Source organism: Microbacterium sp. Root166, from assembly GCF_001427145.1.
Lineage (GTDB): Bacteria > Actinomycetota > Actinomycetes > Actinomycetales > Microbacteriaceae > Microbacterium.
The window spans coordinates 238,237-257,604 of record NZ_LMGL01000003.1 but is presented as its reverse complement, the minus strand read 5'-3'; the positions used below and the strand labels follow the sequence as shown (position 1 = coordinate 257,604).

Genomic DNA, 19,368 nt, shown 5'->3' with positions numbered 1-19,368 from the left:
TACCGGCGCGTGCGGACCATTACGGCGTCGGGGTCGGCGTGGGCGACGGCGTCGCCTCGTAGTAGGCGTCGCTCGCGATCGTCAGCACGAACTGCGCGAACTCCTTGGGGTCGTCGAGCGCGCCGACGTAGGGCGTGCCGTTGACGAGGACCATCGGGGTGCCGGTGAGGGCGACGCCGTCGGTGTCGGGAAGCCCGTTCAGCGCGCGCTCGGTCGCCGTCTTGGCCCAGGAGGCGAACGACTGCTCCTCGATGCAGGTGCGGACGACCTTCGCTCCCTCGGCGCCCGAGGCGATCGCGAGATCCGCGAGCTCGGTGTCGGAGTACCCGTCGGAGTCGACAGCCGGCTGCTTGCTGAGGAGCGTGTTGTTGAACGCGAAGAAGTAGTCCGGCGAGTGGGTCGCCACGCAGGCCGCGGCTCCCGCCGCGCGCAGGGAGTACTTCGTGCCGTTGGACTTCGAGGTCAGCATCGCGACCGGGTAGTACGTCAGCGTCGCGGCGTCCTCGCTGACCCACTTCGACAGCTGCTGCACGTTGGCGATCTGGAACTCGCGCGATCCCGTGGAGAGGTAGTCGACGTAGACGCGGATGTCGACGACGGGCTGCTCCGTGGGAGTCGCCGTCGGCGTCGGCTCCGCCTCGGCGGCGGGCGTGGGGGTCGCGGTGGCCGTCATGTCGCCCTGGGCGACAGAGTCGGCGGCCAGCCCGACGCCGGCCACGCCGGTGACGGCGAAGCCGTCGTCCGTGACGTTGGCGGGGCTGAGGGTGGGGCGCGATGCCGCAGAGGAGACCGCCCAGGTGACGACGAGGCCGGTGACGACCACGACCGCCACGAGCATGCTCGCGAGGGTGATGCCGCGGATCAGCCGGGACCGCGACTGCCGAGCCTGAACCTGCTGGGCCTTCTCGCGCACGGCGTCGCGCCGCTCGCTGGCGGCAGCGCCATTCGGTGACTCGTCGCTGGACATGGGACCTCTCGGGAAGGAATGCTGGGCCGGCGGGGGCATGGCCCTCCGGGGGAAGCGGCCGTTGACGATGCTAGCCAGGGACCCTGGGAAATGCCCAGACGGAGCCTCCACGCGCGCCGTGTCATACTGGTCCTTGTGCCCGAAGGCGGGTATGCGGGGAGCCCCCGCTCATTCCATCACTACGGATCGTCCGGCACGTACCTGCCGGTGAAGGAGAAGAGAACATGGCGTCAGTCACGTTTGACCAGGCAACTCGCTTGTACCCCGGGGGCACGCGCCCCGCGGTGGACAAGCTCGACCTCGAAGTCGCCGACGGCGAGTTCCTCGTCCTCGTCGGCCCCTCCGGCTGTGGCAAGTCCACGTCGCTGCGTATGCTCGCCGGCCTCGAAGAGGTCAACTCGGGCCGCATCCTCATCGGCGACCGCGACGTCACCGACGTCCCGCCGAAGGACCGCGACATCGCGATGGTGTTCCAGAACTACGCGCTGTACCCGCACATGACCGTCGCCGAGAACATGGGCTTCGCCCTGAAGATCGCCGGCGTCAACAAGGACGAGCGCGCCGCTCGCGTCCTCGAGGCAGCAAAGCTCCTCGACCTCGAGGAGTACCTGACCCGCAAGCCGAAGGCGCTCTCGGGCGGTCAGCGTCAGCGCGTCGCCATGGGCCGCGCCATCGTGCGTCAGCCCCAGGTGTTCCTCATGGACGAGCCGCTGTCGAACCTCGACGCCAAGCTCCGCGTCCAGACCCGCACCCAGATCGCGTCGCTGCAGCGCCGCCTCGGCGTCACCACGGTCTACGTCACGCACGACCAGACCGAGGCGCTCACCATGGGTGACCGCATCGCCGTGCTCAAGGACGGCCTGCTCCAGCAGGTCGGCAGCCCGCGCGACCTGTACGAGAAGCCGAACAACGTGTTCGTCGCCGGCTTCATCGGCTCGCCCGCGATGAACCTCTTCCCGGCGGACCTCGCCGAGGGCGGCGTTCAGTTCGGCACCGAGGTCGTCCCGCTCGACCGCGACACGGTCGGCCGTGCCCACGGCAGCCAGGTCACGGTGGGCGTCCGCCCCGAGGACATCGTCGTCGGCCCCGCCGACGGCAAGGGCCTCTCGGTCGTCGTCGACCTCGTCGAGGAGCTCGGCGCCGACGGCTACCTGTACGGCCACACCGACATCGCCGGCAAGCGCACCGACCTGGTCGCGCGCGTCGACGGCCGCAACCACCCGCACGCGGGCGAGACGGTCACCCTCGCGGCGACCGCGGGTCACGTCCATGCGTTCGACGTCGAGTCGGGCCTGCGCCTCAACGACAAGCCGGTCGTCTCGGCCTAGCAGCTACGTCGCAACGGCGCGGTGGGAGGATTCCCGCCGCGCCGTTGCGCTTTCCCCAGGGAGTGACCGTGCCGGACGCGTTGAGCATCACCGCGAGCAGTGTCGATCCCGGGCTGCTCACGCTGCCCTGGTCGACCACCCTCGCGGACTGGCCGACCAGCAACATCGTCTATCTGCCCAAGGGCATCTCGCGTCACCTGGTGCGCTTCGCGAACCTCTCGGGTCGCGTGGTGGCGATCAAGGAGACGACCGAGGCGATGGCCCGGCGCGAGTACGACATGCTCGGCAACCTCGACCGGCTCGACGTTCCGTGCGTGCAGCGCATCGCGGTGATCGCGGGGCGGACGGATGCCGCGGGCGACCCGCTGCCGGCGGCGCTGGTCACCGCGCACCTGAAGTTCTCCCTCCCCTACCGGGCGCTGTTCACCCAGGTGCTGCGTCCCGACACGGCCACGCGCCTGGTCGATGCCCTCGCGGCACTGCTGGTGCGCCTGCACAACGTCGGCTTCTTCTGGGGCGACGTGTCTCTGTCGAACACGCTTTTCCGACGGGATGCCGGAGCCTTCGCGGCCTACCTCGTCGACGCCGAGACCGGCGAGCTGCACGAGACCGGACTCACGCCCGGCCAGCGCGCCCACGATCTCGACGTGGCACGGACCAACATCGCCGGCGAGATCATGGACCTCGAAGCCGGCGGACGCCTCGAGGGCGGCGTCGACGCCGTCGCGATCGCGGACGGCATCGTCTCGTCGTACCACGCCCTGTGGGCCGCCCTCACCGACAAGGAGTCCTTCCGCGCCGACGAGGCCTGGCGCCTCACCGAACGCGTCCAGCGCCTCAACGAGCTGGGCTTCGACATCGGCGAGATGGCGATCAAGACCACGGCCGACGGTACGCGGGTGTCGATCCAGCCCAAGGTGGTCGACGCCGGGCACCATCAGCGGCGGCTCATCCGGCTGACCGGGCTGGACGTCGAGGAGAACCAGGCCCGTCGGCTGCTGAACGACCTCGACGAGTTCCGCGTGCGCATCTCGCGCCTCGGGGACGACGAGGAGATGGTCGCCCACGAGTGGCTCACCCGCGTGTTCGAGCCGGTGGTCAAGGCGATCCCCTGGGATCTTCGCTCGAAGCTCGAACCGGCCGAGGTGTTCCACCAGGTGCTCGAGCACCGCTGGTACATGTCGCAGGCGCGCGGCCGCTCCGTGCCGCTCGCCGAGGTGCTCAGCAGCTACATCGACGACGTGCTGCGCCACCGCCGTGACGAGGCGACGCTCATGGGCCCGCCGACGGAGACCGTCTCGATCCCCGTCATCACCGCCAGCATGTCCGCAGTCGACGAGGACGACGAGATCGACTGGCGCGATCTCGTCTGACGACGAAGGCGCGCCCCCGGCCGAGCCGGTGAGCGCGCCCTCGCAGGTCGTCAGTAGCCGACGGTGAATCGCTCGCGCGAGTGCTTCGGCGTCTCGATCTCGTCGACGACGGCCACCGCGAGGTCGCGGCCCGAGATGTAGGACTCGCCGTCCTCGTCGGTGACGAGCACGTCGCCGCCGTCGCGGTACGCGCCGGTGCGCTCACCGGGGTTCCAGCCGCCGAAGCCGCCGGCGGGGTGCACGTAGAACCAGTCGCGCGACGCGGGGCCGCCCTGAAGGTCTTCGAGGATGCCGATGGCCTCGAAGGCCTCGGGCTTGTACTCCTCGGTGAAGGACGGCTGGTCCACGAGCCGCTCGCCGCCCGGGGCGATGAGGCTGCCGCCGGCCCCGCCGATGACGCCGATGCGCACGTCGGCCGGCAGTTCGGCGACCAGTTCGGCCACGTTGTTGCGGACCTGGCCGACCATGTCGCCGCGGGCCGGCACGGCCGCCACGACGACGTCGACGCCCTCGAGCTCGGCCGCCAGGCTCGGAACGTCCAGCAGCGTGCCCTCGATGTAGGTCGCGCCCTCGATGCGCTCGCTGGGGATCGACCGCGCGACGGAGACGACGGTGTGACCGCGCTCCACCGCCTCGGCGACGATGTTGCTGCCGGCGTAGCCGGTTCCTCCGATGACGGCGATACGAGCCATGGTCTCCCTTTCGACGGTTACCTCAGGCCCAAGGCGGGCCGCCGGACATTCATTCCCGCGAATACGCCGGATGACGGCATCCGTCAGCTGGTCTTCTGTCCGCGCACGGTCGCGACCTGGTACAGGGCGACGGATGCCGCGATCCCCGCGTTGAGCGACTCGGTCGCCGCCGAGATGGGGATCGACACGACCTGGTCGCAGGTCTCGGTCACCAGGCGCGAGAGGCCCTTGCCCTCGGAGCCGACCACGATCACCACGGGGCGATCGGCGAGCTCGAGAGCCGGGAGCGAGACGTCGCCGCCGCCGTCGAGACCGAGGACGAAGACGCCCTGCTTCTTGAACTCCTTGAGCATCGCGGTGAGGTTGGCGGCGATCGCGACCGGGATGCGCGCGGCGGCGCCGGCGCTGGTCTTCCAGGCCGCCGAGTTCACGCTCGCCGAGCGACGCTGCGGCAGGATCACGCCGTGACCGCCGAAGGCGGCGGTCGAGCGGATGATGGCACCGAGGTTTCGGGGATCGGTCACGCCGTCGAGGGCCACGAACAGCGGGGTGTGGCCGCGGTCGATGACCTGCTCGAGGAGATCCTGCGGGTGCGCGTACTCGTACGGCGGCACCTTGAGCGCGACGCCCTGGTGGACGCCGTCGAACCCGGCCATGCGATCCAGCTCGGGGCGCGTGACCTCCATCACGGGGATCTCGCGATGCGTCGCGATCGACAGCATCTCCTTGACGCGGTCATCCATCTCGACGCGCTGGGCGATGTAGAACGCGGTCGCGGGGATCTTCGCCCGGAGCGCCTCGAGCACCGAGTTGCGGCCGGTGACCGTCTCGGTGTCGTCGTCCTTCTTCGCGCGGCTCGTGGAGCGCTGGCCCGACGAGCTCGGCGCGCGGCCCTTGCCGCCGGCTGCCGCGTACCGCTCGGCCGCGGCCTTGCGCTTGCCGGCGGGGTGCCACGCGCGGTCTTCGGCCTTGGGGGTCGGTCCGCGACCCTCGAGGGAGCGCTTGTTCTTGCCGCCCGTGCCCTTGACGGGCTTCTTGCCGCCCTTTGCGGCGCCGGGGCGTCCTGGCTTTGCCATGAGATCTATCCTTTCTGGCCGGGCTCCGCCCGGCGGGCCCGCTAGTGCGAGCCGAGATTCTGGGGTGTCGGGAGCGCGCCGGGCTCTGCGCCGGCGAGACTCCAGTGCGTGCCGTCGGGCCCGTCTTCGAGGGCGATGCCGGCCGCCGCGATCGCGTCGCGGATCCGGTCGGCCGCCGCCCAGTCCTTCGCCGCGCGCGCATCGGCGCGCTGCGTGAGCATGGTGTTCACCAGGGCATCCAGAGCGGATGCCTCGGCCGAGGCCTCCCCCCGCGTCCACTGCGGGTCGAGCGGGTCGATCCCGAGCATGCCCGTCATCACCGCGACGTCCGAGAACGCTGCGAGTGTGGCCGCCCGGTCACCCGCGTCGAGCGCCGAGTTGCCGTCGCGCACCCGCTCGTGGATCACGGCGAGCGCCTGAGGCACGCCGAGGTCGTCGTCCATGGCCGCTGCGAAGCGCTCGGGGACCGAAACGGAGAGACGCAGATCGGTCTCGTCGCGGAGCGTCCGCACCGCGCGCTGCAGGAACGTCCGGATGCGGTCGACCGCCGCCTCGGCCTCGTCGAAGACCTTGGGGGCGACGTCGATGCTCGAGCGGTAGTGGGCGGCGGCGAGCGCGTAGCGCACCACGAGCGGGTCTCGCTCGGCGAGGATGTCGTCGGCGAGCACGAAGTTGAACAGCGACTTCGACATCTTCTGGCCCTCGACGTTCACGAGGCCGTTGTGCACCCAGTACCGCGCGAACGCGTCGCCGGCCGCGGTGGACTGCGCGAGCTCGTTCTCGTGGTGCGGGAAGCGCAGGTCGAGGCCGCCGCCGTGGATGTCGAACTCGGGACCGAGGTAGCGCCGCGACATGGCCGAGCACTCGATGTGCCAGCCGGGTCGGCCGGGGCCCCACGGTGACTCCCACGTCGCCGAGCCGGGCTCACCGGGCTTGGCGCCCTTCCACAGCGCGAAATCGCGGGGGTCGCGCTTGCCGCGCGGATCGGCGTCGGCGGCCGGCTCCATCGCGCCCAGCGACTGGTTGGTCAGTTCGCCGTATGCGCGCCACGACCGGACGTCGAAGTAGACGTCCCCCGCGGCATCCGATCCTGCGGGCGCGGCATACGCGTGCCCGGACTCGATGAGGCGGTCGATCAGCTCCAGCATCTGCGGGATCGACGCCGTGGCGCGCGGCTCGTACGTGGGGGGAAGGATGCCGATCGCCGTGTACGCCCGCGTGAACTCGAGCTCCATGCGGTACGCCAGCGCCCACCACGGCTCGCCGTCGGTGGCGTTCGCGAGCACCTTGTCGTCGATGTCGGTGACGTTGCGGACGAAGGTCACGCGACCGAAGCGGTGCGCGAGCCAGCGCCGGAGGATGTCGAAGCTCAGCGCTCCGCGCAGGTGGCCGATGTGGGGCCCCGACTGCACCGTCGGGCCGCAGACGTAGACCGAGACGTCTTCGGGGTCGAGCGGTACGAAGTCGCGCATGACCTGCGCCTTGGTGTCGTAGAGCTGTACCGTCACCGCACCAGCCTACCGGCCGGGTTTGTGGTGAACTTGGGAACCGTGCATGTCCTCGCCGTCCTCGCCGCCGCCGTGCTCTTCGGAACGACCGGCACCTCGCAGGCGCTGGGCCCGGAGGGCACCACTCCCCTGTCGATCGGCGTCATGCGCATGGTCATCGGCGGCACCGGCCTCGCGATCATCGCGTTCGTGCTCGCCCGCCGTCACGCGCGGCGACGCCCTCCCGGCATCGCGACGCCGAGGCTCGGCATCCGTCCTCTTTCGCTCATGGTGCTGACGGGAGCCTGCCTGGCGATCTACCAGCCGCTGTTCTTCCTCGGTGCCGAGCGCAACGGCGTCGCGGTCGGCACGGTGGTCGCCCTTGGCTCGGCACCGATCCTGGCCGGCCTGCTGGAGTGGGCGCTGACGCGGCGGATGCCGACGCCGACGTGGATCGGCGCGACGGCCCTCGCGACCGCGGGCGTCGTGCTGCTCGGGTTCGGCGGGACGGCCGGCGACACGGGCGGGACCGACCCGATCGGCCTCCTCGGCTCGGTGGGAGCCGGCGCCTCGTTCGCCGTCATCGCGAACGCGCAGCGGCGGCTGCTCGACGCGGGGTGGGACCCGTTCACCGTGGTCGGCGCCATGGGTGCCAGCTCGGCGGTGCTGTGCGCCTTCGCCGTCCCGTTCGTCGACCTGGCGTGGCTCGGCACCACGAGCGGCGTGGTGATGGCGCTGTGGCTGGGGCTGGCCACGATCTCGGTCGCGTACGTGCTCTTCACGTGGGGTCTGAGCGGGCTGACCGCCGCGACGGCGGCCACCCTGACCCTGGGCGAGCCGCTGACCGCGGCGATACTCGGGATCACCGTCCTGGACGAGCGGCTCTCGCTGCTGGCGATCGTGGGGCTCATCGTGCTGGGTGCCGGGCTGGCGCTGCTCGCATGGGGCTCCCGGGCGCCGCGCGATCCGAAGCCGTACGCCGTCGAGGCGTGACGAAACGTGCGCGCAACGATGGGCTGGCACACTGACGCCATGAACCGCACGATCGAGATCCATCACGACGATCTGAGCGGCGAGGCCACGCGCCGCCTGATCGCGATGCACCTCGCGGGCATGCACGACACGTCACCGCCCGAGAGCGTGCACGCCCTGGACGCCGACGCGCTGGCCGACCCGTCCGTCTCGTTCTGGTCGGGCTGGATCGACGGCGAGCTGGCCGGCATCGGAGCCCTCAAGACCCTCGACGCCCACCGGGGCGAGCTGAAGTCGATGCGCGTCGACGATCGCTTCCTGGGCTATGGCATCGGGCGGGCGATCCTGCGGCACATCATGGCCGACGCGCGCGAGCGCGGCATGACGAGCCTGTGGCTGGAGACCGGGAGCACAGCGGACTTCCTGCCCGCGCAGCGCCTGTACGAGAGCGAGGGCTTCGTCGTCTGCGGCCCGTTCGAGGGCTACGCGGTCGACCCGTTCTCGGTCTTCATGACGCGCGAACTCTGACCCGCCGTCGGGTCAGGCGCGGGTGACGAGCGCGACGGCGAAGGCCGCCACGCCCTCGGTGCGCCCGGTGAATCCGAGGCCGTCGGTCGTCGTGGCGGAGACCGACACCGCCGCGCCGCCCAGAGCAGCCGACAGCGCGGCCTCGGCCTCGGCCCGGCGGCCGGCGAACCGCGGCCGGTTGGCCTGCACCTGCACCGACACGTTGCCCACGCGCCAGCCGGCGTCGCCGAGCAGAGCCAGCGTGCGCGCGAGGAAGTCGTCGGCATGGGCCCCGGCATACTCGGGGTGGTCGGTGCCGAAGTGGGTGCCGATGTCACCCAGGCCCGCCGCCGCGAGCAGGGCGTCGACGATCGCGTGGGCGACCGCATCGCCGTCGGAGTGGCCGGCGAGCGCCGGCTCGCCGGGCCATTCCAGTCCCGCGAGCCACAGTGCGCCCCCGCCGCCGAACCCGTGCACGTCGGTTCCAAGGCCGATGCGCACCGCGGGCGCCCCCGCCGGCTGACCCGAGAGCAGCGATCGCGCGCGGTCGAGGTCGGCGGGCGTGGTGATCTTGAAGGCGAGCGGATGCCCCGGCACGGCCGTGACAGCATGGCCGGCGTCAGCGATCAGCGCGGCGTCGTCGGTGAACTCCCCGGTCGCGGCGCCGTACGCCGGCTCGAGGACGTCCCGGCGGAAGCCCTGCGGAGTCTGCGCCGCCGCCAGCTCGGAGCGGTCGACGGCGCCGATGATCCGGCTGCCGTCGACCCGCTTGACGGTGTCGACGACGGGCAGCACCGGCACGGCGCCGGCGGATCCGGACGCGACGGCGGCGATCACCCGCTCGAAGACCTCGGGCGGAGTGAGCGCGCGAGCCGCGTCGTGGACGAGGACGATCTCGACGCCGGAGCGCAGGGCGGCGAGCCCGGCAGCGACGGATGCCTGCCGCGTCGCTCCCCCGGCGACGACGGTGACGAGCTCGCTCCTGTCGCCGGCGGCCTCCTGGGCCTGGCGCAGGGCATCACCCTCGCGCCCGGCGGGTGCGACGACGACGACCTGCGCGGGAGGAGCCGCGAAGACCCCGTCGAGCGCGTGGCGCAGCACCGACCGTCCGTCGAGGTCGACGAAGCCCTTCGGAGCGCCGGCGCCCAGACGCGTGCCGGAACCGGCCGCGACCACGATGATGCCGACGCGGGGAACGGGTGCGATGGTCACCCGATGAATCTAGCTTGCGAGGACCTCGTCGAGGATGACGCCGGCCTTCTCCTCGTCGGTCTTCTCGGCGAGCGCGAGCTCGGAGATGAGGATCTGCTTCGCCTTGGCGAGCATGCGCTTCTCACCGGCCGAGAGGCCGCGGTCCTGATCGCGGCGCCACAGGTCGCGGACGACCTCGCTGACCTTGATCACATCGCCGGACGCGAGCTTCTCGAGGTTCGCCTTGTACCGGCGCGACCAGTTGGTGGGCTCCTCCGTGAAGGGAGCGCGCAGCACCTCGAAGACCTTGTCGAGGCCCTCCTTGCCGATGACGTCGCGAACACCCACGAGATCGACGTTCTCAGCCGGGACCTCGATGATGAGATCACCCTGCGTGACGTTGAGCTTCAGGTACTTCTTCGTCTCGCCCTTGATGATCCGGTCTTTGACCTCGATGATCGTCGCGGCTCCGTGGTGGGGATAAACGACGGTCTCGCCAACCTCAAAAAGCATAGAAATAAGTCCTTTCGGCAACCTCCAGGATACCACAGGCGACATACGCTAAGGTTCGCCGCCCACCCCGCCTGGGGCGCTACCTCACGGCGTCTGCAGGGAACCCCTAGAATGCTGAAGAAGCCGTCATCCGTCCTGGGAGGATCTGTGAACCCGCGCCTCATCGCGTCGATCGCCATCGGAACCGCAGTGGTCCTCGGCACGACGGGCTGCAGCATGATCTCGCCGCAGGCGACGACCATCGAGTACTCCGCCGCCGAAGGCGTGAACGTGTACGACTCCGGGCCGCTCGAGGTGCGCAACGCGTACATCGTGGCCACCGAGGACGGCTCCGAGGGCAACTTCGTGGCGGCCATCGTCAACGACACGGACGAGGACCACACCCTCGTCGTGGAGCTGGGCGATCCCTCCTCCCCGATCACGCTCGAGATCGACGTCGACGCACGCTCGACCCTCAGCCTCGGCGCCGATGGTGAGGATCCCGAGCTCGTCGAGGGCCTCGACACCCTCCCGGGCGCCGACATCCCCGGCTTCTTCCAGTCCGGCGACGGCGAGGGCGTGCTCACGTCCGTGCCCGTTCTGGACGGCGAGCTGAACTACCTGGCTCCGCTGGTCCCCTGACATCGCGAAAGCCCGCCCCGCAGCTCGCGGGGCGGGCTTCTTCGTGCCCGGATCAGCCTTCGAAGCGATAGCCCAGTCCGCGCACGGTGACGAGCATCACCGGCTCGCTGGGATTGGCCTCGATCCGCGAGCGGATGCGCTTGATGTGCACGTCGAGCGTCTTGGTGTCGCCGAAGTAGTCGCTCCCCCACACGCGGTCGATGAGCTGGCCGCGCGTCAGCACGCGCCCGGCGTTGCGCATCAGCACCTCGAGCAGCTCGAATTCCTTGAGCGGCATGCTGATCTCCGCGCCGTCCACGGCGACGGTGTGGCGGTCGATGTCGAGCACCACACGGCCACCGTCGAGGATCCGGTCGTCGAGGTCGGCGTCGACCTGGTCGTACCGGCGCAGCACCGCGCGCATCCGCGCGAGCAGCTCGCGGGCCGAGTAGGGCTTGGTCATGTAGTCGTCGGCGCCGAGTTCCAGGCCCACGACGATGTCCACCTCGGAGTCCTTGGCGGTCAGCATGATGATCGGCACCGACGACGTGGTGCGGATCTGGCGGCACACCTCGGTCCCCGGCATCCCGGGCAGCATCAGGTCGAGCAGGATGATCTCCGCACCCCGCTCGCGATACGCCGCGAGCGCCGACGGTCCGTCCTCGGCGATCTCGACGTCGTGCCCCTCGCGGCGCAGCAGATAGGCGAGGGGGTCGGCGAGGTCGGGCTCGTCTTCGACGATCAGGACGCGGGTCATACGGGTTCTCCGTTCGTGGGCACCGGGCGGGAAGCCTCGGGTGCGGGGCGCCGCTTGTGGCGGCCCTTCCTGGGGGTGGGCTGCTCGGGGGGCGGGTCGCTCTGCGGCAGGCGGATGGTGAAGGTGGAGCCGCGCCCCGGGCGCGACCAGAGCTTCACCTCGCCGCCGTGCCGCTGCACCGCGTGCTTGACGATCGACAGGCCGAGGCCGCTGCCGCCCGTGCGTCGTGCGCGCGCCGGATCGGCACGGTAGAACCGCTCGAACACGCGGTCCTGCTCGCCTTCGGCGATGCCGATGCCGCGATCGGTGACGGCGATCTCGACGATCCCGTCCACGAGCTTCACGCCGACGCCGACGCTCGACCCTCGCGGCGAGTAGGCGATGGCGTTGGAGATGAGGTTGCCGACCGCCTCGCTGAGGATCTGCGCGTCGCCGCGGACGTACAGGCCGCGCCGGCCGCCGCGGACGACCTCGACACCGGCGGAGTCGGCCTGGATGGCGTGGGCGTCGAGCGAGGCGGCCACCACCTCGTCGATCGAGACGTCGCGCTCCTCGGTCAGCTCGTCCGACGCCTGCAGCCGCGAGAGGTTCATGATGCGGGAGGTCAACAGCGCGAGCCGGGATGCCTCGGCCGTGAGCCGCAGCGCGAAGGCGCGCACCTGCGGCGGATCGTCGGCGGCGGATTCGATCGCCTCGGCGAGGAGGCTCACCGCGCCGACCGGGGTCTTGAGCTCATGGCTGGTGTTGGCGACGAAGTCGCGGCGCATCTGCTCGACGCGCTCGCGCTCGGTGATGTCGCGCAGCACAAGGAGCGTGAGCCGCGGGGAGATGCGGGTGGCCCGGACCATTACGAGCCGCGGCTCCGCCGGCGGGGCGCCACGACGCAGCCGCATGGTCGCCGTCGAGGCAGCGTCGCCGGTCCGCGCCGCGCGGGCGGCGGCGCGGAGCTCGTCGGAGGGGACCGACCGGCCCTCGATCAGATGGAAGGGAGCAGCCGGGGCGGAGGCCGCGAGGACCGTGAACGACGCGTCGACGACGACGGCGGCGTCATCCATGCCGTGCAACACCTCGCGCACTCCTTCCGGAATGGCGAGCGAAGTCTCAGCCCGCGCCCGATCCCGCGCACGCAGTGCGATGACGATGACGACGGAGACCGAGCCCCCGATGATGACGCCGGCGAGGAGGGCGAGCAGCGCGAGCTGCGTCGTATCCATGCCCCCAGAGTAAGGGGCGGCGCCGCCCCCGACCGGACGGTGTCCCGGCCCTCTGCGGCGCCGGCGGGTACTATTCACCGCGGCGGCACCGTCCGTTAACCTTCGCTGGCGACAATCGCCAGGATCGCGGAGGCGGATGCCTGCCCGGATTCAGGAAAGGTGCGTCGGAATGCGCGAAGTCTTCCATCAGTCGCTCGAGGACGTGCAGGGCCGACTCGTCGAGATCGCCGAGCTGGTCACTGTGGCCATCGACAAGGCGACCAGGGCGTTCAGCACCAGCGACGTCGCCCTCGCCGAAGAGGTGATCGAGGCCGACGCGATCATCGACGAGAAGGCCATCGCCCTCGACGAGCTCGCCATCGAGATCCTCGCCCGGCAGCAGCCCGTGGCCCGCGACCTCCGGATCGTCGTCAGCGCGCTGCGCATGAGCGCCTCGCTCGAGCGCATGGGCGACATCGCCGAGCACATCGCCCAGCTCACGCGCATGCGCTTCCCCGAGCGGGCCATCCCCAAGGGCCTCAAGTCCACCTTCACCAAGATGGGCGAGCTCGACGTCGAGGTGGCGCGCCAGCTCGCCGAGCTCCTGCGCACGCAGGACCTCACGCTCACCGAGCAGATCCGCAATGCGGACGACGAGATCGACGATCTTCACGTCTCGGTGTTCGAGAAGGTCCTCAGCGACAGCTGGCAGGGCGAGGCGTCCGCGACGGTCGACGCGACGCTGGCCAGCCGCTACCACGAGCGCTTCGCCGACCACGCGGTCTCGGTCGCGAAGAAGGTCGCCTACCTCTCCACCGGAGACTGGACGCCCTCCACGGACGCGCTGGACATCATCACCCAGCAGGGCTGAGCCCTCGCACGACGAACAGAGCGGATGCCCCGGGGGGGAGCATCCGCTCTGTTGTTCATCAGTGGATCAGTGCTTGCCCTGCGATGCCACCGCCGCGGCACCGGCCGCCGCGGCCGCGGGGTCGAGGTACTCGCCCGGTCCGAGGGGCTTGAGGTCCTCGCCGAGGCGGTAGACCAGCGGGATGCCGGTGGGGATGTTGAGCTCGGCGATGTCCGCGTCGCTGATGCCGTCGAGGTGCTTCACGAGCCCGCGCAGCGAGTTGCCGTGCGCGGTGACGAGCACGGTCTTTCCGGCCTGCAGGTCGGGCACGATGTCGCTGTGCCAGTACGGCAGGAAGCGGTCGATGACGAGCTTGAGCGACTCGGTGCGCGGGATCTCGCCGTCGATGCCGGCGTAGCGCGGGTCGTTCACCTGGCTGAACTCGCTGGCGTCGTCGAGGGGCGGCGGCGGCACGTCGAAGGAGCGGCGCCACAGCATGAACTGCTCCTGGCCGAACTCCTCGAGCGTCTGCGCCTTGTCCTTGCCCTGCAGCGCGCCGTAGTGGCGCTCGTTGAGGCGCCAGGAGCGCTTCACCGGGATCCACAGGCGGTCGGCGGCGTCCAGCGCGAGGTCGGCGGTCTGGATCGCGCGGCTCAGCAGCGAGGTGTGGAGCACATCGGGCAGAAGACCCGACTCGGCGATGAGCTCGCCACCGCGCGTCGCTTCGGCACGGCCCTTCTCGGAGAGCCGGACGTCGACCCATCCGGTGAAGAGGTTGAGCTCGTTCCATTCGCTCTGACCGTGGCGGAGCAGGATCAGCGTGTAGGGCGCAGTCATTGCCCCATGATATCGGCGTCGCCGGGGCGGCCGTTCGGCCATGACGCTGGCATCATGAGGTCATGGGCTCGGGCAGGTCGTCGCCAGGACACGTGGTCGGGCAGATCACCCGGGGCACCACGGGGACCAACCGGCTCCGCCGCATCGACCGCTGGCTCGCCCGCCATCCCGCACTGCGCCGGGCGGCCGACCCGCTTGTGGTCGATCTGGGCTACGGCGCGAGCGGCGTGACGGCGTTCGAGCTGTACGCGCGCCTGGTCCGCGCGCGTCGCGATGTCGAAGTGCTCGGCCTCGAGATCGACCCCGCGCGGGTCGCGCGGGCGCGGGGTCAGCTGGCCGACGTGCGAGCCGGCGTCACCGCCTTTCCCGCGGACTCCCGCGTCTCGTTCGCACGCGGCGGCTTCGAGGTGCCGGTTCCCGGCCACCGGCGCCCGGCCGTCGTCCGCGCGATGAACGTGCTGAGACAGTACGACGAGGCCGACGTCGCAGCCGCGTGGCGGTCGATGGCGTCGCGCGTCGCGCCCGGGGGCCTCGTCCTCGAGGGCACGTGCGACGAGGTGGGCCGCATCGCGACGTGGGCCGCGCTCGACGCCGAGGGCCGGCCGCTCTCCCTGACGCTCTCCCTGCGCCTGGCCGGGCTCGAGCATCCGTCCATCGCCGCGGAGCGGCTGCCGAAGGCCCTCATCCACCGCAACGTGCCGGGTGAGCGGGTGCACGACTTCCTGGCCGCGCTCGACACCGAGTGGAATCGCGCCGCCGCGGTCGCGCCGTTCGGGCCGGTCCACCGCTGGCGCACGGCCCTCGGCGGCCTGGTCGATTCCGGGTGGCCGGTGCAGGAGCGCGCGCGGTGGCGCCTGGGCGAGGTCACCGTGCCGTGGGACTCGGTCGCGCCCGCCTGATCGGCGGCGCCTCAGATGCGGGGCACGGCCGCCCGGGCCTCGGCCACGCTCATGCCGGTGGCCATGAGCAGGTCGACCATGAGCGGACGCATGTTCGCGACGAGGTTCTGGTCTCCGAGCGAGGCGCCCGGCAGGATCTCGGCGGGGTCGAGGCGCGCGGCGACGGCGACCAGGGCCGCGCGCGCGGCCGGCGCGAGGGTCAGGTCGTCGAGCGAGTCGGCGACGAACCCGGCGCCGCGCATGATCTCGGCGAGCACGTCCGCCGCGACGGGACGCGGCTCGCCGTCGGCGCAGAGGTACGCCACCCGCCGTGCCACGACGCGCAGGTTGCGGCTGGCGAGCTCCACAGACTGGCGCACGCGCTCCTGGCGCGCGAGCTCGGACCGCTGTCGCTGCAGGAACGGCGAGATACGGGCGACGGCGAGGCCCGACTCGAGCGAGGAGCGCCAGCTGTCGAGCTCCGGCTGCATGCCGCGGGCCTTCTCGAGTCCGCGCTCCGCACGGAGCCGGTCGCCGCGGCGGAGCGCCTGGACGAGCGCCCCGGACGCGCCGTCGAGCGCATCGAAGACCGCGCGCGCCTCGCGCAGGGTCGAGCGGAGCGGGTTGCGCGGGATCAGCGCGGTCACGAGCAGGGCCGCCACACCGCCGACGATCCCGTCGACGAGCCGCTGGAAGGGCGCCTCGGCGGGGATCACCATGACGATCAGCGACTGGATCGCGGCCGCGATGGCGAAGCCCGGCTGGGCCGAGAGGAACCGGGCGACGACGAGCGTCACCCCGAGTGCCAGCGCGAGCTGCCACCATCCCGTGCCGGCGACGATCAGCAGGACCTCGGCGATGAGAATGCCCACGAGCATGCCGACCACCGTCTCTAGCACGCTGCGCGGTCGCGCGTCGCGGACCAGGCCGAGACTCGAGACGGTCACCGTCGCAGCGAGCAGCGGTGCCGGGTGACCCAGCACGTAGTGGGCGAACGCGTACGAACCGGTGGCGGCGACGACGATCTGGATGATCGGGATGCCGGAATCGCGCACGCGCAGCAGGGCGGGCCGCGGATCGAACCGGGAACGCCAGCCAGTGGGCACCGGCGCGGTCGGGGGCGGCGCGGTCACCGGCCCGGCTTCATGTCGCGGCGGGGCGGCGAGAGAGCCTGGTGAGCCGCGGGACGTTCGCCGTCGCCCCGGCCTCGGGCGGCACCACGATCTCCTGCGCCGCGGCGATCGGGCCCTCGTCGGTCTCGACGACCAGCGGAGCGTCGACCGGAGTGCTGCGGCGCACGACGGCGAGAGCGATCGGGCCCTCCTCGTAGTGCAGCGCGGTGGAGGTGATCACGCCGACGGCGTCATCGCCCACACGCACCTCCGCCCCGCGGGCGGGCAGTGCGCTGCCGCTGCCGTCGAGCTGGAGAGCCACGAGTCGCCGGGGCGGATGACCGAGGTTGTGCACCTTGGCGACGGTCTCCTGGCCGCGGTAGCACCCCTTGCTGAGGTGCACCGCGGTGCGCAGCCAGTCCAGCTCGTGCGGGAGCGTGCGCTCGTCGACCTCCGCCGACCAGCGCGGGCGCCAGGCGGCGACCCGCAGGGCCTCGGCGGCGAGCAGCCCGGCGATGCTCAGCTCGCCGCGGGCCGCGGCATCCGCTATCCGGCGCTCTTCGTCACGCGTCACGATGGCCTCGGCCCAGTCGCGCTCGGCGCCGGGATGCGGGTCGGCGACCCCGTAGCCGTGGCCGCCGGGTGAGATCTCGGGCCACGGATCGGTCCAGATGAGCGGCATCGCACCGGGGCGGGCGGCATCGACGCTCCGCAACGCCGCGCGCGTGCCGCCGAACACGGCGAACTCGTCGCCGGCGTCGCGGGGGTCGACGCGCAGCCGGAACCGCATCTTGCGCAGCCACGACAGCAGCGCGTCGGCATCGGCGCGGTCGACGATCAGCCAGGTGGTCTCGCCGTCGTCGAAGACGGATGCCGCGTGCTCGACGCGTCCCTGAGGATCGAGCACCAGCAGCTCGGTGCTCACGCCCGGCGCCAGCGAGGCGAGGGCCTGCGAGGTGAGCGAGTCCAGCCATGAGAGCCGGTCCTCGCCCGGCACGGCCAGCACGGTCCGGTCGGCGAGGGGCACGATGGCCTCCCCCGCTGCGATCGAGCGCTGTTCGATCAGTGGGCTGCCGACATGCTGCAGGCCGGCGTCGTCGACGACCGCCCGGGGCAGCTCCGCGAACAGGGAGCCCATCACTCGGCCCGCGCGAGTCGTGCCGAGGCGTGTGCGCCGAGTTCATGGCCGAGCGCGGCCATGTCCCACGCCCAGAGCAGGTGGCCTTCGACCAGGCCGTACATGCGGGTCGCCGCGGCGTACGCCTTCGCGCTGCCGGGGCGCACGACGGCATCCGTCGCGATGTCGATGCGCGGGCCGCGGATCTGGCCCAGGTACAGCTCGCTCACGCCGTCGGCGTGGACGATCGCGACCTCGATGTCGAAGCCGCCCTCGGCATTGCGCAGCAGCTCGACATCGTCGACGGTCCGCGCCGGCCCGGGAGCGAGCGGCGGGAGCAGACCCGGCCCCGCGTCGGCCTCGGCCTGCGGTCGTGACAGCCGCCAGTAGCCCATCTCGGCCACCAGCGGCGTGCGGTTCTCGCCCTCGCCGTGCAGCCAGGCGCTGGCCGAGTAGTTCAGGTAGTCGCCGCCGTCATGGCTGAAGCTCACGCGATGGGTGAACTCGCCGGCATAGGCGTGGTCGGCGTAGTCGATGACGCCGGTGCCCTCCCACACGCCGACGAGCCACGACAGCGGCGCGAGGTCGGCGGGGAGATCGGTCGGCAGATCGAACATCGCTCGAGCGCTCAGCGCTGGCCGCGGTACAGGTTCTTGAGGACCACTACGGAGACGAAGGCGATCGCGAGCGATGCGAGGGCGAGCAGGCCCACGAAGAAGAGTTCGAGCGCGACGAGATCCATACTGGCCAGTCTAATCGAACCAGCCCTCACCCCGGGCGGCGGGACTAGCCGGGGACGATGGCGGCCAGGCCGAATCCCAGGCTGAGGATGCCCATGACGACGAGGGCGCCGAGAGAGCTGGCGGCGACGCGCTCGGTGAAGCCCTGGGAACGACCGGTCGACAGCTGGATGACGAACGCGAGGACGAGGCATCCGCCCAATCCGACGGCGAGCCACTGGGCCCGCGACTCCGGTGCGGCGAACAGTCCGACGGCGACGCCGATGAGGGCCGCAGCGATCCAGACGGCGATGATGCCGCCGATCGTTCGGCGGGGAGCGAGTTCAGGCACGGCCACTCGCCCATTCTCACGCACGCGCGGCCGTCGCGCACCCCGCTCGCCGTGGAGCGTCATGCGCGGGGAAGCGGTACCGCGCCACGCCCTACACTGGGAGCACGGCGCGCCCCCGCGTGCCGGGAAGGCGGCGCTTTGGCACAGCTCCTGGTTCTCAGCTCCACGCACGGAGCCGGTCCTGTCCTGCCCTCGCTCGAGCTGCTCAGCCATCGGGTGCGCCAGATCCCCGCCGAACCGGTCCAGCTCATCAACGCCCCGAGCGCCGACATCATCTTCGTCGACGCCCGCGTCGATCTCGTGGGCGCCAAGTCGCTGTGCAAGATCCTCAACACGACCGGGCTCGACGCTCCCCTGCTGCTCGTCGTCACCGAAGGCGGCCTCACGGCGGTGTCGCCTGACTGGGGTGTGGACGACGTGATCCTCGTCGGTGCCGGACCGGCCGAGGTGGATGCGCGCATCAGGCTCGCGATCGGTCGCGTCGCCAAGGAGCAGGTCTCGACCCGCATCTCGACATCCGGCATCACCATCGACGAGTCCTCGTACTCCGCCAAGGTGCACGGAAAGCCGCTCGACCTCACGTACAAGGAGTTCCAGCTTCTCCACTTCTTCGCCACGCATCCCTCGCGCGTCTTCACGAGGGAGCAGCTGCTCAGCGAGGTGTGGGGCTACGACTACTTCGGCGGCACGCGCACCGTCGACGTGCACGTGCGGCGCCTGCGCGCCAAGCTCGGCGACCTCGAGCAGCTCATCGGGACCGTGCGCAACGTGGGCTACCGGTTCAACGTGTACGAGGACGACCAGATGCCGGCGCCGCGCGAGCGCACCGACGCCTAGCCCGTTCACC

21 protein-coding genes are annotated in these 19,368 nt (G+C 71.3%); 8 read left to right on the top strand and 13 right to left on the bottom strand.

Annotated features, from left to right (window positions below):
• Positions 1 to 19 precede the first annotated feature (19 nt).
• Positions 20 to 967, bottom strand: coding sequence for a DsbA family protein (locus tag ASD56_RS12945; RefSeq protein ID WP_055966393.1), 948 nt, complete (start codon positions 965 to 967; stop codon positions 20 to 22).
• A gap of 224 nt (positions 968 to 1,191) precedes the next feature.
• Here ASD56_RS12945 and ASD56_RS12940 point away from each other — a divergent pair, with 224 nt between their 5' ends.
• Together ASD56_RS12940 and ASD56_RS12935 are read left to right on the top strand one after the other, a co-directional pair.
• The gene (locus ASD56_RS12940) at positions 1,192 to 2,295 is read left to right on the top strand and encodes an ABC transporter ATP-binding protein (protein ID WP_055966390.1); all 1,104 of its coding nucleotides are present in this window, start codon (positions 1,192 to 1,194) and stop codon (positions 2,293 to 2,295) included.
• 68 nt (positions 2,296 to 2,363) lie between these two features.
• On the top strand, positions 2,364 to 3,668 hold the full coding sequence (locus ASD56_RS12935) for a DUF4032 domain-containing protein (protein WP_055967185.1): 1,305 nt from the start codon (positions 2,364 to 2,366) through the stop codon (positions 3,666 to 3,668).
• A 50-nt stretch (positions 3,669 to 3,718) separates the two neighbouring features.
• Here ASD56_RS12935 and ASD56_RS12930 read toward each other — a convergent pair whose 3' ends face one another.
• The 3 genes from ASD56_RS12930 to cysS all read right to left on the bottom strand — a co-directional run bounded on the left by ASD56_RS12930 (position 3,719) and on the right by cysS (position 6,944).
• Positions 3,719 to 4,360: an NAD(P)-dependent oxidoreductase gene (locus ASD56_RS12930; RefSeq protein WP_055966387.1), complete on the bottom strand. Its 642-nt coding sequence runs from the start codon at positions 4,358 to 4,360 to the stop codon at positions 3,719 to 3,721.
• 83 nt (positions 4,361 to 4,443) lie between these two features.
• Positions 4,444 to 5,436 carry a 23S rRNA (guanosine(2251)-2'-O)-methyltransferase RlmB gene (gene rlmB, locus ASD56_RS12925; RefSeq protein ID WP_055966385.1) on the bottom strand — a complete coding sequence of 331 codons (993 nt, stop codon included), beginning with the start codon at positions 5,434 to 5,436 and terminating at the stop codon, positions 4,444 to 4,446.
• A 41-nt stretch (positions 5,437 to 5,477) separates the two neighbouring features.
• A complete protein-coding gene (cysS, locus tag ASD56_RS12920) occupies positions 5,478 to 6,944 on the bottom strand; it encodes a cysteine--tRNA ligase (RefSeq protein ID WP_055966382.1) in 1,467 nt (488 codons plus the stop codon).
• Positions 6,945 to 6,971: 27 nt separating this feature from the next.
• Between cysS and ASD56_RS12915 the strand changes: the two genes are divergently transcribed.
• Positions 6,972 to 7,916, top strand: a complete 945-nt coding sequence (locus ASD56_RS12915; RefSeq protein ID WP_235565703.1) for a DMT family transporter — start codon at positions 6,972 to 6,974, stop codon at positions 7,914 to 7,916.
• A gap of 39 nt (positions 7,917 to 7,955) precedes the next feature.
• Positions 7,956 to 8,423: a GNAT family N-acetyltransferase gene (locus tag ASD56_RS12910; RefSeq protein WP_055966377.1), complete on the top strand. Its 468-nt coding sequence runs from the start codon at positions 7,956 to 7,958 to the stop codon at positions 8,421 to 8,423.
• A gap of 12 nt (positions 8,424 to 8,435) precedes the next feature.
• On the opposite strand, the gene ispD is transcribed toward ASD56_RS12910, so the two are convergent.
• Both ispD and ASD56_RS12900 read right to left on the bottom strand, forming a co-directional pair.
• Complete coding sequence (gene ispD / locus ASD56_RS12905; RefSeq protein WP_055966372.1) at positions 8,436 to 9,614, bottom strand: 2-C-methyl-D-erythritol 4-phosphate cytidylyltransferase; 1,179 nt, start codon at positions 9,612 to 9,614, stop codon at positions 8,436 to 8,438.
• Between the two features lie 9 nt (positions 9,615 to 9,623).
• On the bottom strand, positions 9,624 to 10,106 hold the full coding sequence (locus ASD56_RS12900) for a CarD family transcriptional regulator (RefSeq protein ID WP_055966369.1): 483 nt from the start codon (positions 10,104 to 10,106) through the stop codon (positions 9,624 to 9,626).
• Positions 10,107 to 10,253: 147 nt separating this feature from the next.
• Between ASD56_RS12900 and ASD56_RS12895 the strand changes: the two genes are divergently transcribed.
• Positions 10,254 to 10,727, top strand: a complete 474-nt coding sequence (locus tag ASD56_RS12895) for a DNA modification methylase (protein ID WP_157536085.1) — start codon at positions 10,254 to 10,256, stop codon at positions 10,725 to 10,727.
• Between the two features lie 52 nt (positions 10,728 to 10,779).
• Here ASD56_RS12895 and ASD56_RS12890 read toward each other — a convergent pair whose 3' ends face one another.
• A complete protein-coding gene (locus ASD56_RS12890; RefSeq protein WP_055966356.1) occupies positions 10,780 to 11,463 on the bottom strand; it encodes a response regulator transcription factor in 684 nt (227 codons plus the stop codon).
• The gene (locus ASD56_RS12885) at positions 11,460 to 12,677 is read right to left on the bottom strand and encodes a sensor histidine kinase (RefSeq protein WP_055966352.1); all 1,218 of its coding nucleotides are present in this window, start codon (positions 12,675 to 12,677) and stop codon (positions 11,460 to 11,462) included. Before ASD56_RS12885 ends, ASD56_RS12890 begins: the two co-directional genes overlap by 4 nt.
• Before the next feature lie 169 nt (positions 12,678 to 12,846).
• On the opposite strand from ASD56_RS12885, the gene phoU reads away from it, so the two are divergent.
• The gene (phoU, locus tag ASD56_RS12880; protein ID WP_055966349.1) at positions 12,847 to 13,527 is read left to right on the top strand and encodes a phosphate signaling complex protein PhoU; all 681 of its coding nucleotides are present in this window, start codon (positions 12,847 to 12,849) and stop codon (positions 13,525 to 13,527) included.
• A gap of 66 nt (positions 13,528 to 13,593) precedes the next feature.
• Here phoU and ASD56_RS12875 read toward each other — a convergent pair whose 3' ends face one another.
• Positions 13,594 to 14,343 (bottom strand): phosphoglyceromutase, encoded by a 750-nt coding sequence (locus ASD56_RS12875; protein ID WP_055966346.1) that lies wholly within the window; start codon positions 14,341 to 14,343, stop codon positions 13,594 to 13,596.
• Positions 14,344 to 14,405: 62 nt separating this feature from the next.
• Here ASD56_RS12875 and ASD56_RS12870 point away from each other — a divergent pair, with 62 nt between their 5' ends.
• Complete coding sequence (locus tag ASD56_RS12870) at positions 14,406 to 15,242, top strand: class I SAM-dependent methyltransferase (protein WP_055966345.1); 837 nt, start codon at positions 14,406 to 14,408, stop codon at positions 15,240 to 15,242.
• Between the two features lie 11 nt (positions 15,243 to 15,253).
• On the opposite strand, the gene ASD56_RS12865 is transcribed toward ASD56_RS12870, so the two are convergent.
• The 4 genes from ASD56_RS12865 to ASD56_RS12850 form a co-directional block, all read right to left on the bottom strand.
• Complete coding sequence (locus ASD56_RS12865) at positions 15,254 to 16,354, bottom strand: FUSC family protein (protein WP_235565701.1); 1,101 nt, start codon at positions 16,352 to 16,354, stop codon at positions 15,254 to 15,256.
• Positions 16,355 to 16,364: 10 nt separating this feature from the next.
• Positions 16,365 to 17,471: a CAF17-like 4Fe-4S cluster assembly/insertion protein YgfZ gene (gene ygfZ, locus ASD56_RS12860; RefSeq protein ID WP_055966343.1), complete on the bottom strand. Its 1,107-nt coding sequence runs from the start codon at positions 17,469 to 17,471 to the stop codon at positions 16,365 to 16,367.
• Complete coding sequence (locus tag ASD56_RS12855; RefSeq protein ID WP_055966341.1) at positions 17,471 to 18,067, bottom strand: FABP family protein; 597 nt, start codon at positions 18,065 to 18,067, stop codon at positions 17,471 to 17,473. Before ASD56_RS12855 ends, ygfZ begins: the two co-directional genes overlap by 1 nt.
• 169 nt (positions 18,068 to 18,236) lie before the next feature.
• A complete protein-coding gene (locus tag ASD56_RS12850; protein ID WP_055966339.1) occupies positions 18,237 to 18,527 on the bottom strand; it encodes a hypothetical protein in 291 nt (96 codons plus the stop codon).
• Positions 18,528 to 18,659: 132 nt separating this feature from the next.
• On the opposite strand from ASD56_RS12850, the gene ASD56_RS12845 reads away from it, so the two are divergent.
• Complete coding sequence (locus ASD56_RS12845; protein WP_055966337.1) at positions 18,660 to 19,358, top strand: response regulator transcription factor; 699 nt, start codon at positions 18,660 to 18,662, stop codon at positions 19,356 to 19,358.
• The last annotated feature ends 10 nt before the right edge of the window (positions 19,359 to 19,368 follow it).

Bases quoted from the DNA above. Each gene is read 5' to 3' on its own strand.
- ASD56_RS12945 (WP_055966393.1), bottom strand. From the start codon at position 967: ATGTCCAGCGACGAGTCACCGAATGGCGCTGCCGCCAGCGAGCGGCGC.
- phoU (WP_055966349.1), top strand. From the start codon at position 12,847: ATGCGCGAAGTCTTCCATCAGTCGCTCGAGGACGTGCAGGGCCGACTC.
- ASD56_RS12940 (WP_055966390.1), top strand. From the start codon at position 1,192: ATGGCGTCAGTCACGTTTGACCAGGCAACTCGCTTGTACCCCGGGGGC.
- ASD56_RS12870 (WP_055966345.1), top strand. From the start codon at position 14,406: ATGGGCTCGGGCAGGTCGTCGCCAGGACACGTGGTCGGGCAGATCACC.
- ASD56_RS12890 (WP_055966356.1), bottom strand. From the start codon at position 11,463: ATGACCCGCGTCCTGATCGTCGAAGACGAGCCCGACCTCGCCGACCCC.
- ASD56_RS12900 (WP_055966369.1), bottom strand. From the start codon at position 10,106: ATGCTTTTTGAGGTTGGCGAGACCGTCGTTTATCCCCACCACGGAGCC.
- ASD56_RS12855 (WP_055966341.1), bottom strand. From the start codon at position 18,067: ATGTTCGATCTGCCGACCGATCTCCCCGCCGACCTCGCGCCGCTGTCG.
- ASD56_RS12910 (WP_055966377.1), top strand. From the start codon at position 7,956: ATGAACCGCACGATCGAGATCCATCACGACGATCTGAGCGGCGAGGCC.
- ygfZ (WP_055966343.1), bottom strand. From the start codon at position 17,471: ATGGGCTCCCTGTTCGCGGAGCTGCCCCGGGCGGTCGTCGACGACGCC.
- ASD56_RS12930 (WP_055966387.1), bottom strand. From the start codon at position 4,360: ATGGCTCGTATCGCCGTCATCGGAGGAACCGGCTACGCCGGCAGCAAC.
- ASD56_RS12885 (WP_055966352.1), bottom strand. From the start codon at position 12,677: ATGGATACGACGCAGCTCGCGCTGCTCGCCCTCCTCGCCGGCGTCATC.
- rlmB (WP_055966385.1), bottom strand. From the start codon at position 5,436: ATGGCAAAGCCAGGACGCCCCGGCGCCGCAAAGGGCGGCAAGAAGCCC.
- ASD56_RS12875 (WP_055966346.1), bottom strand. From the start codon at position 14,343: ATGACTGCGCCCTACACGCTGATCCTGCTCCGCCACGGTCAGAGCGAA.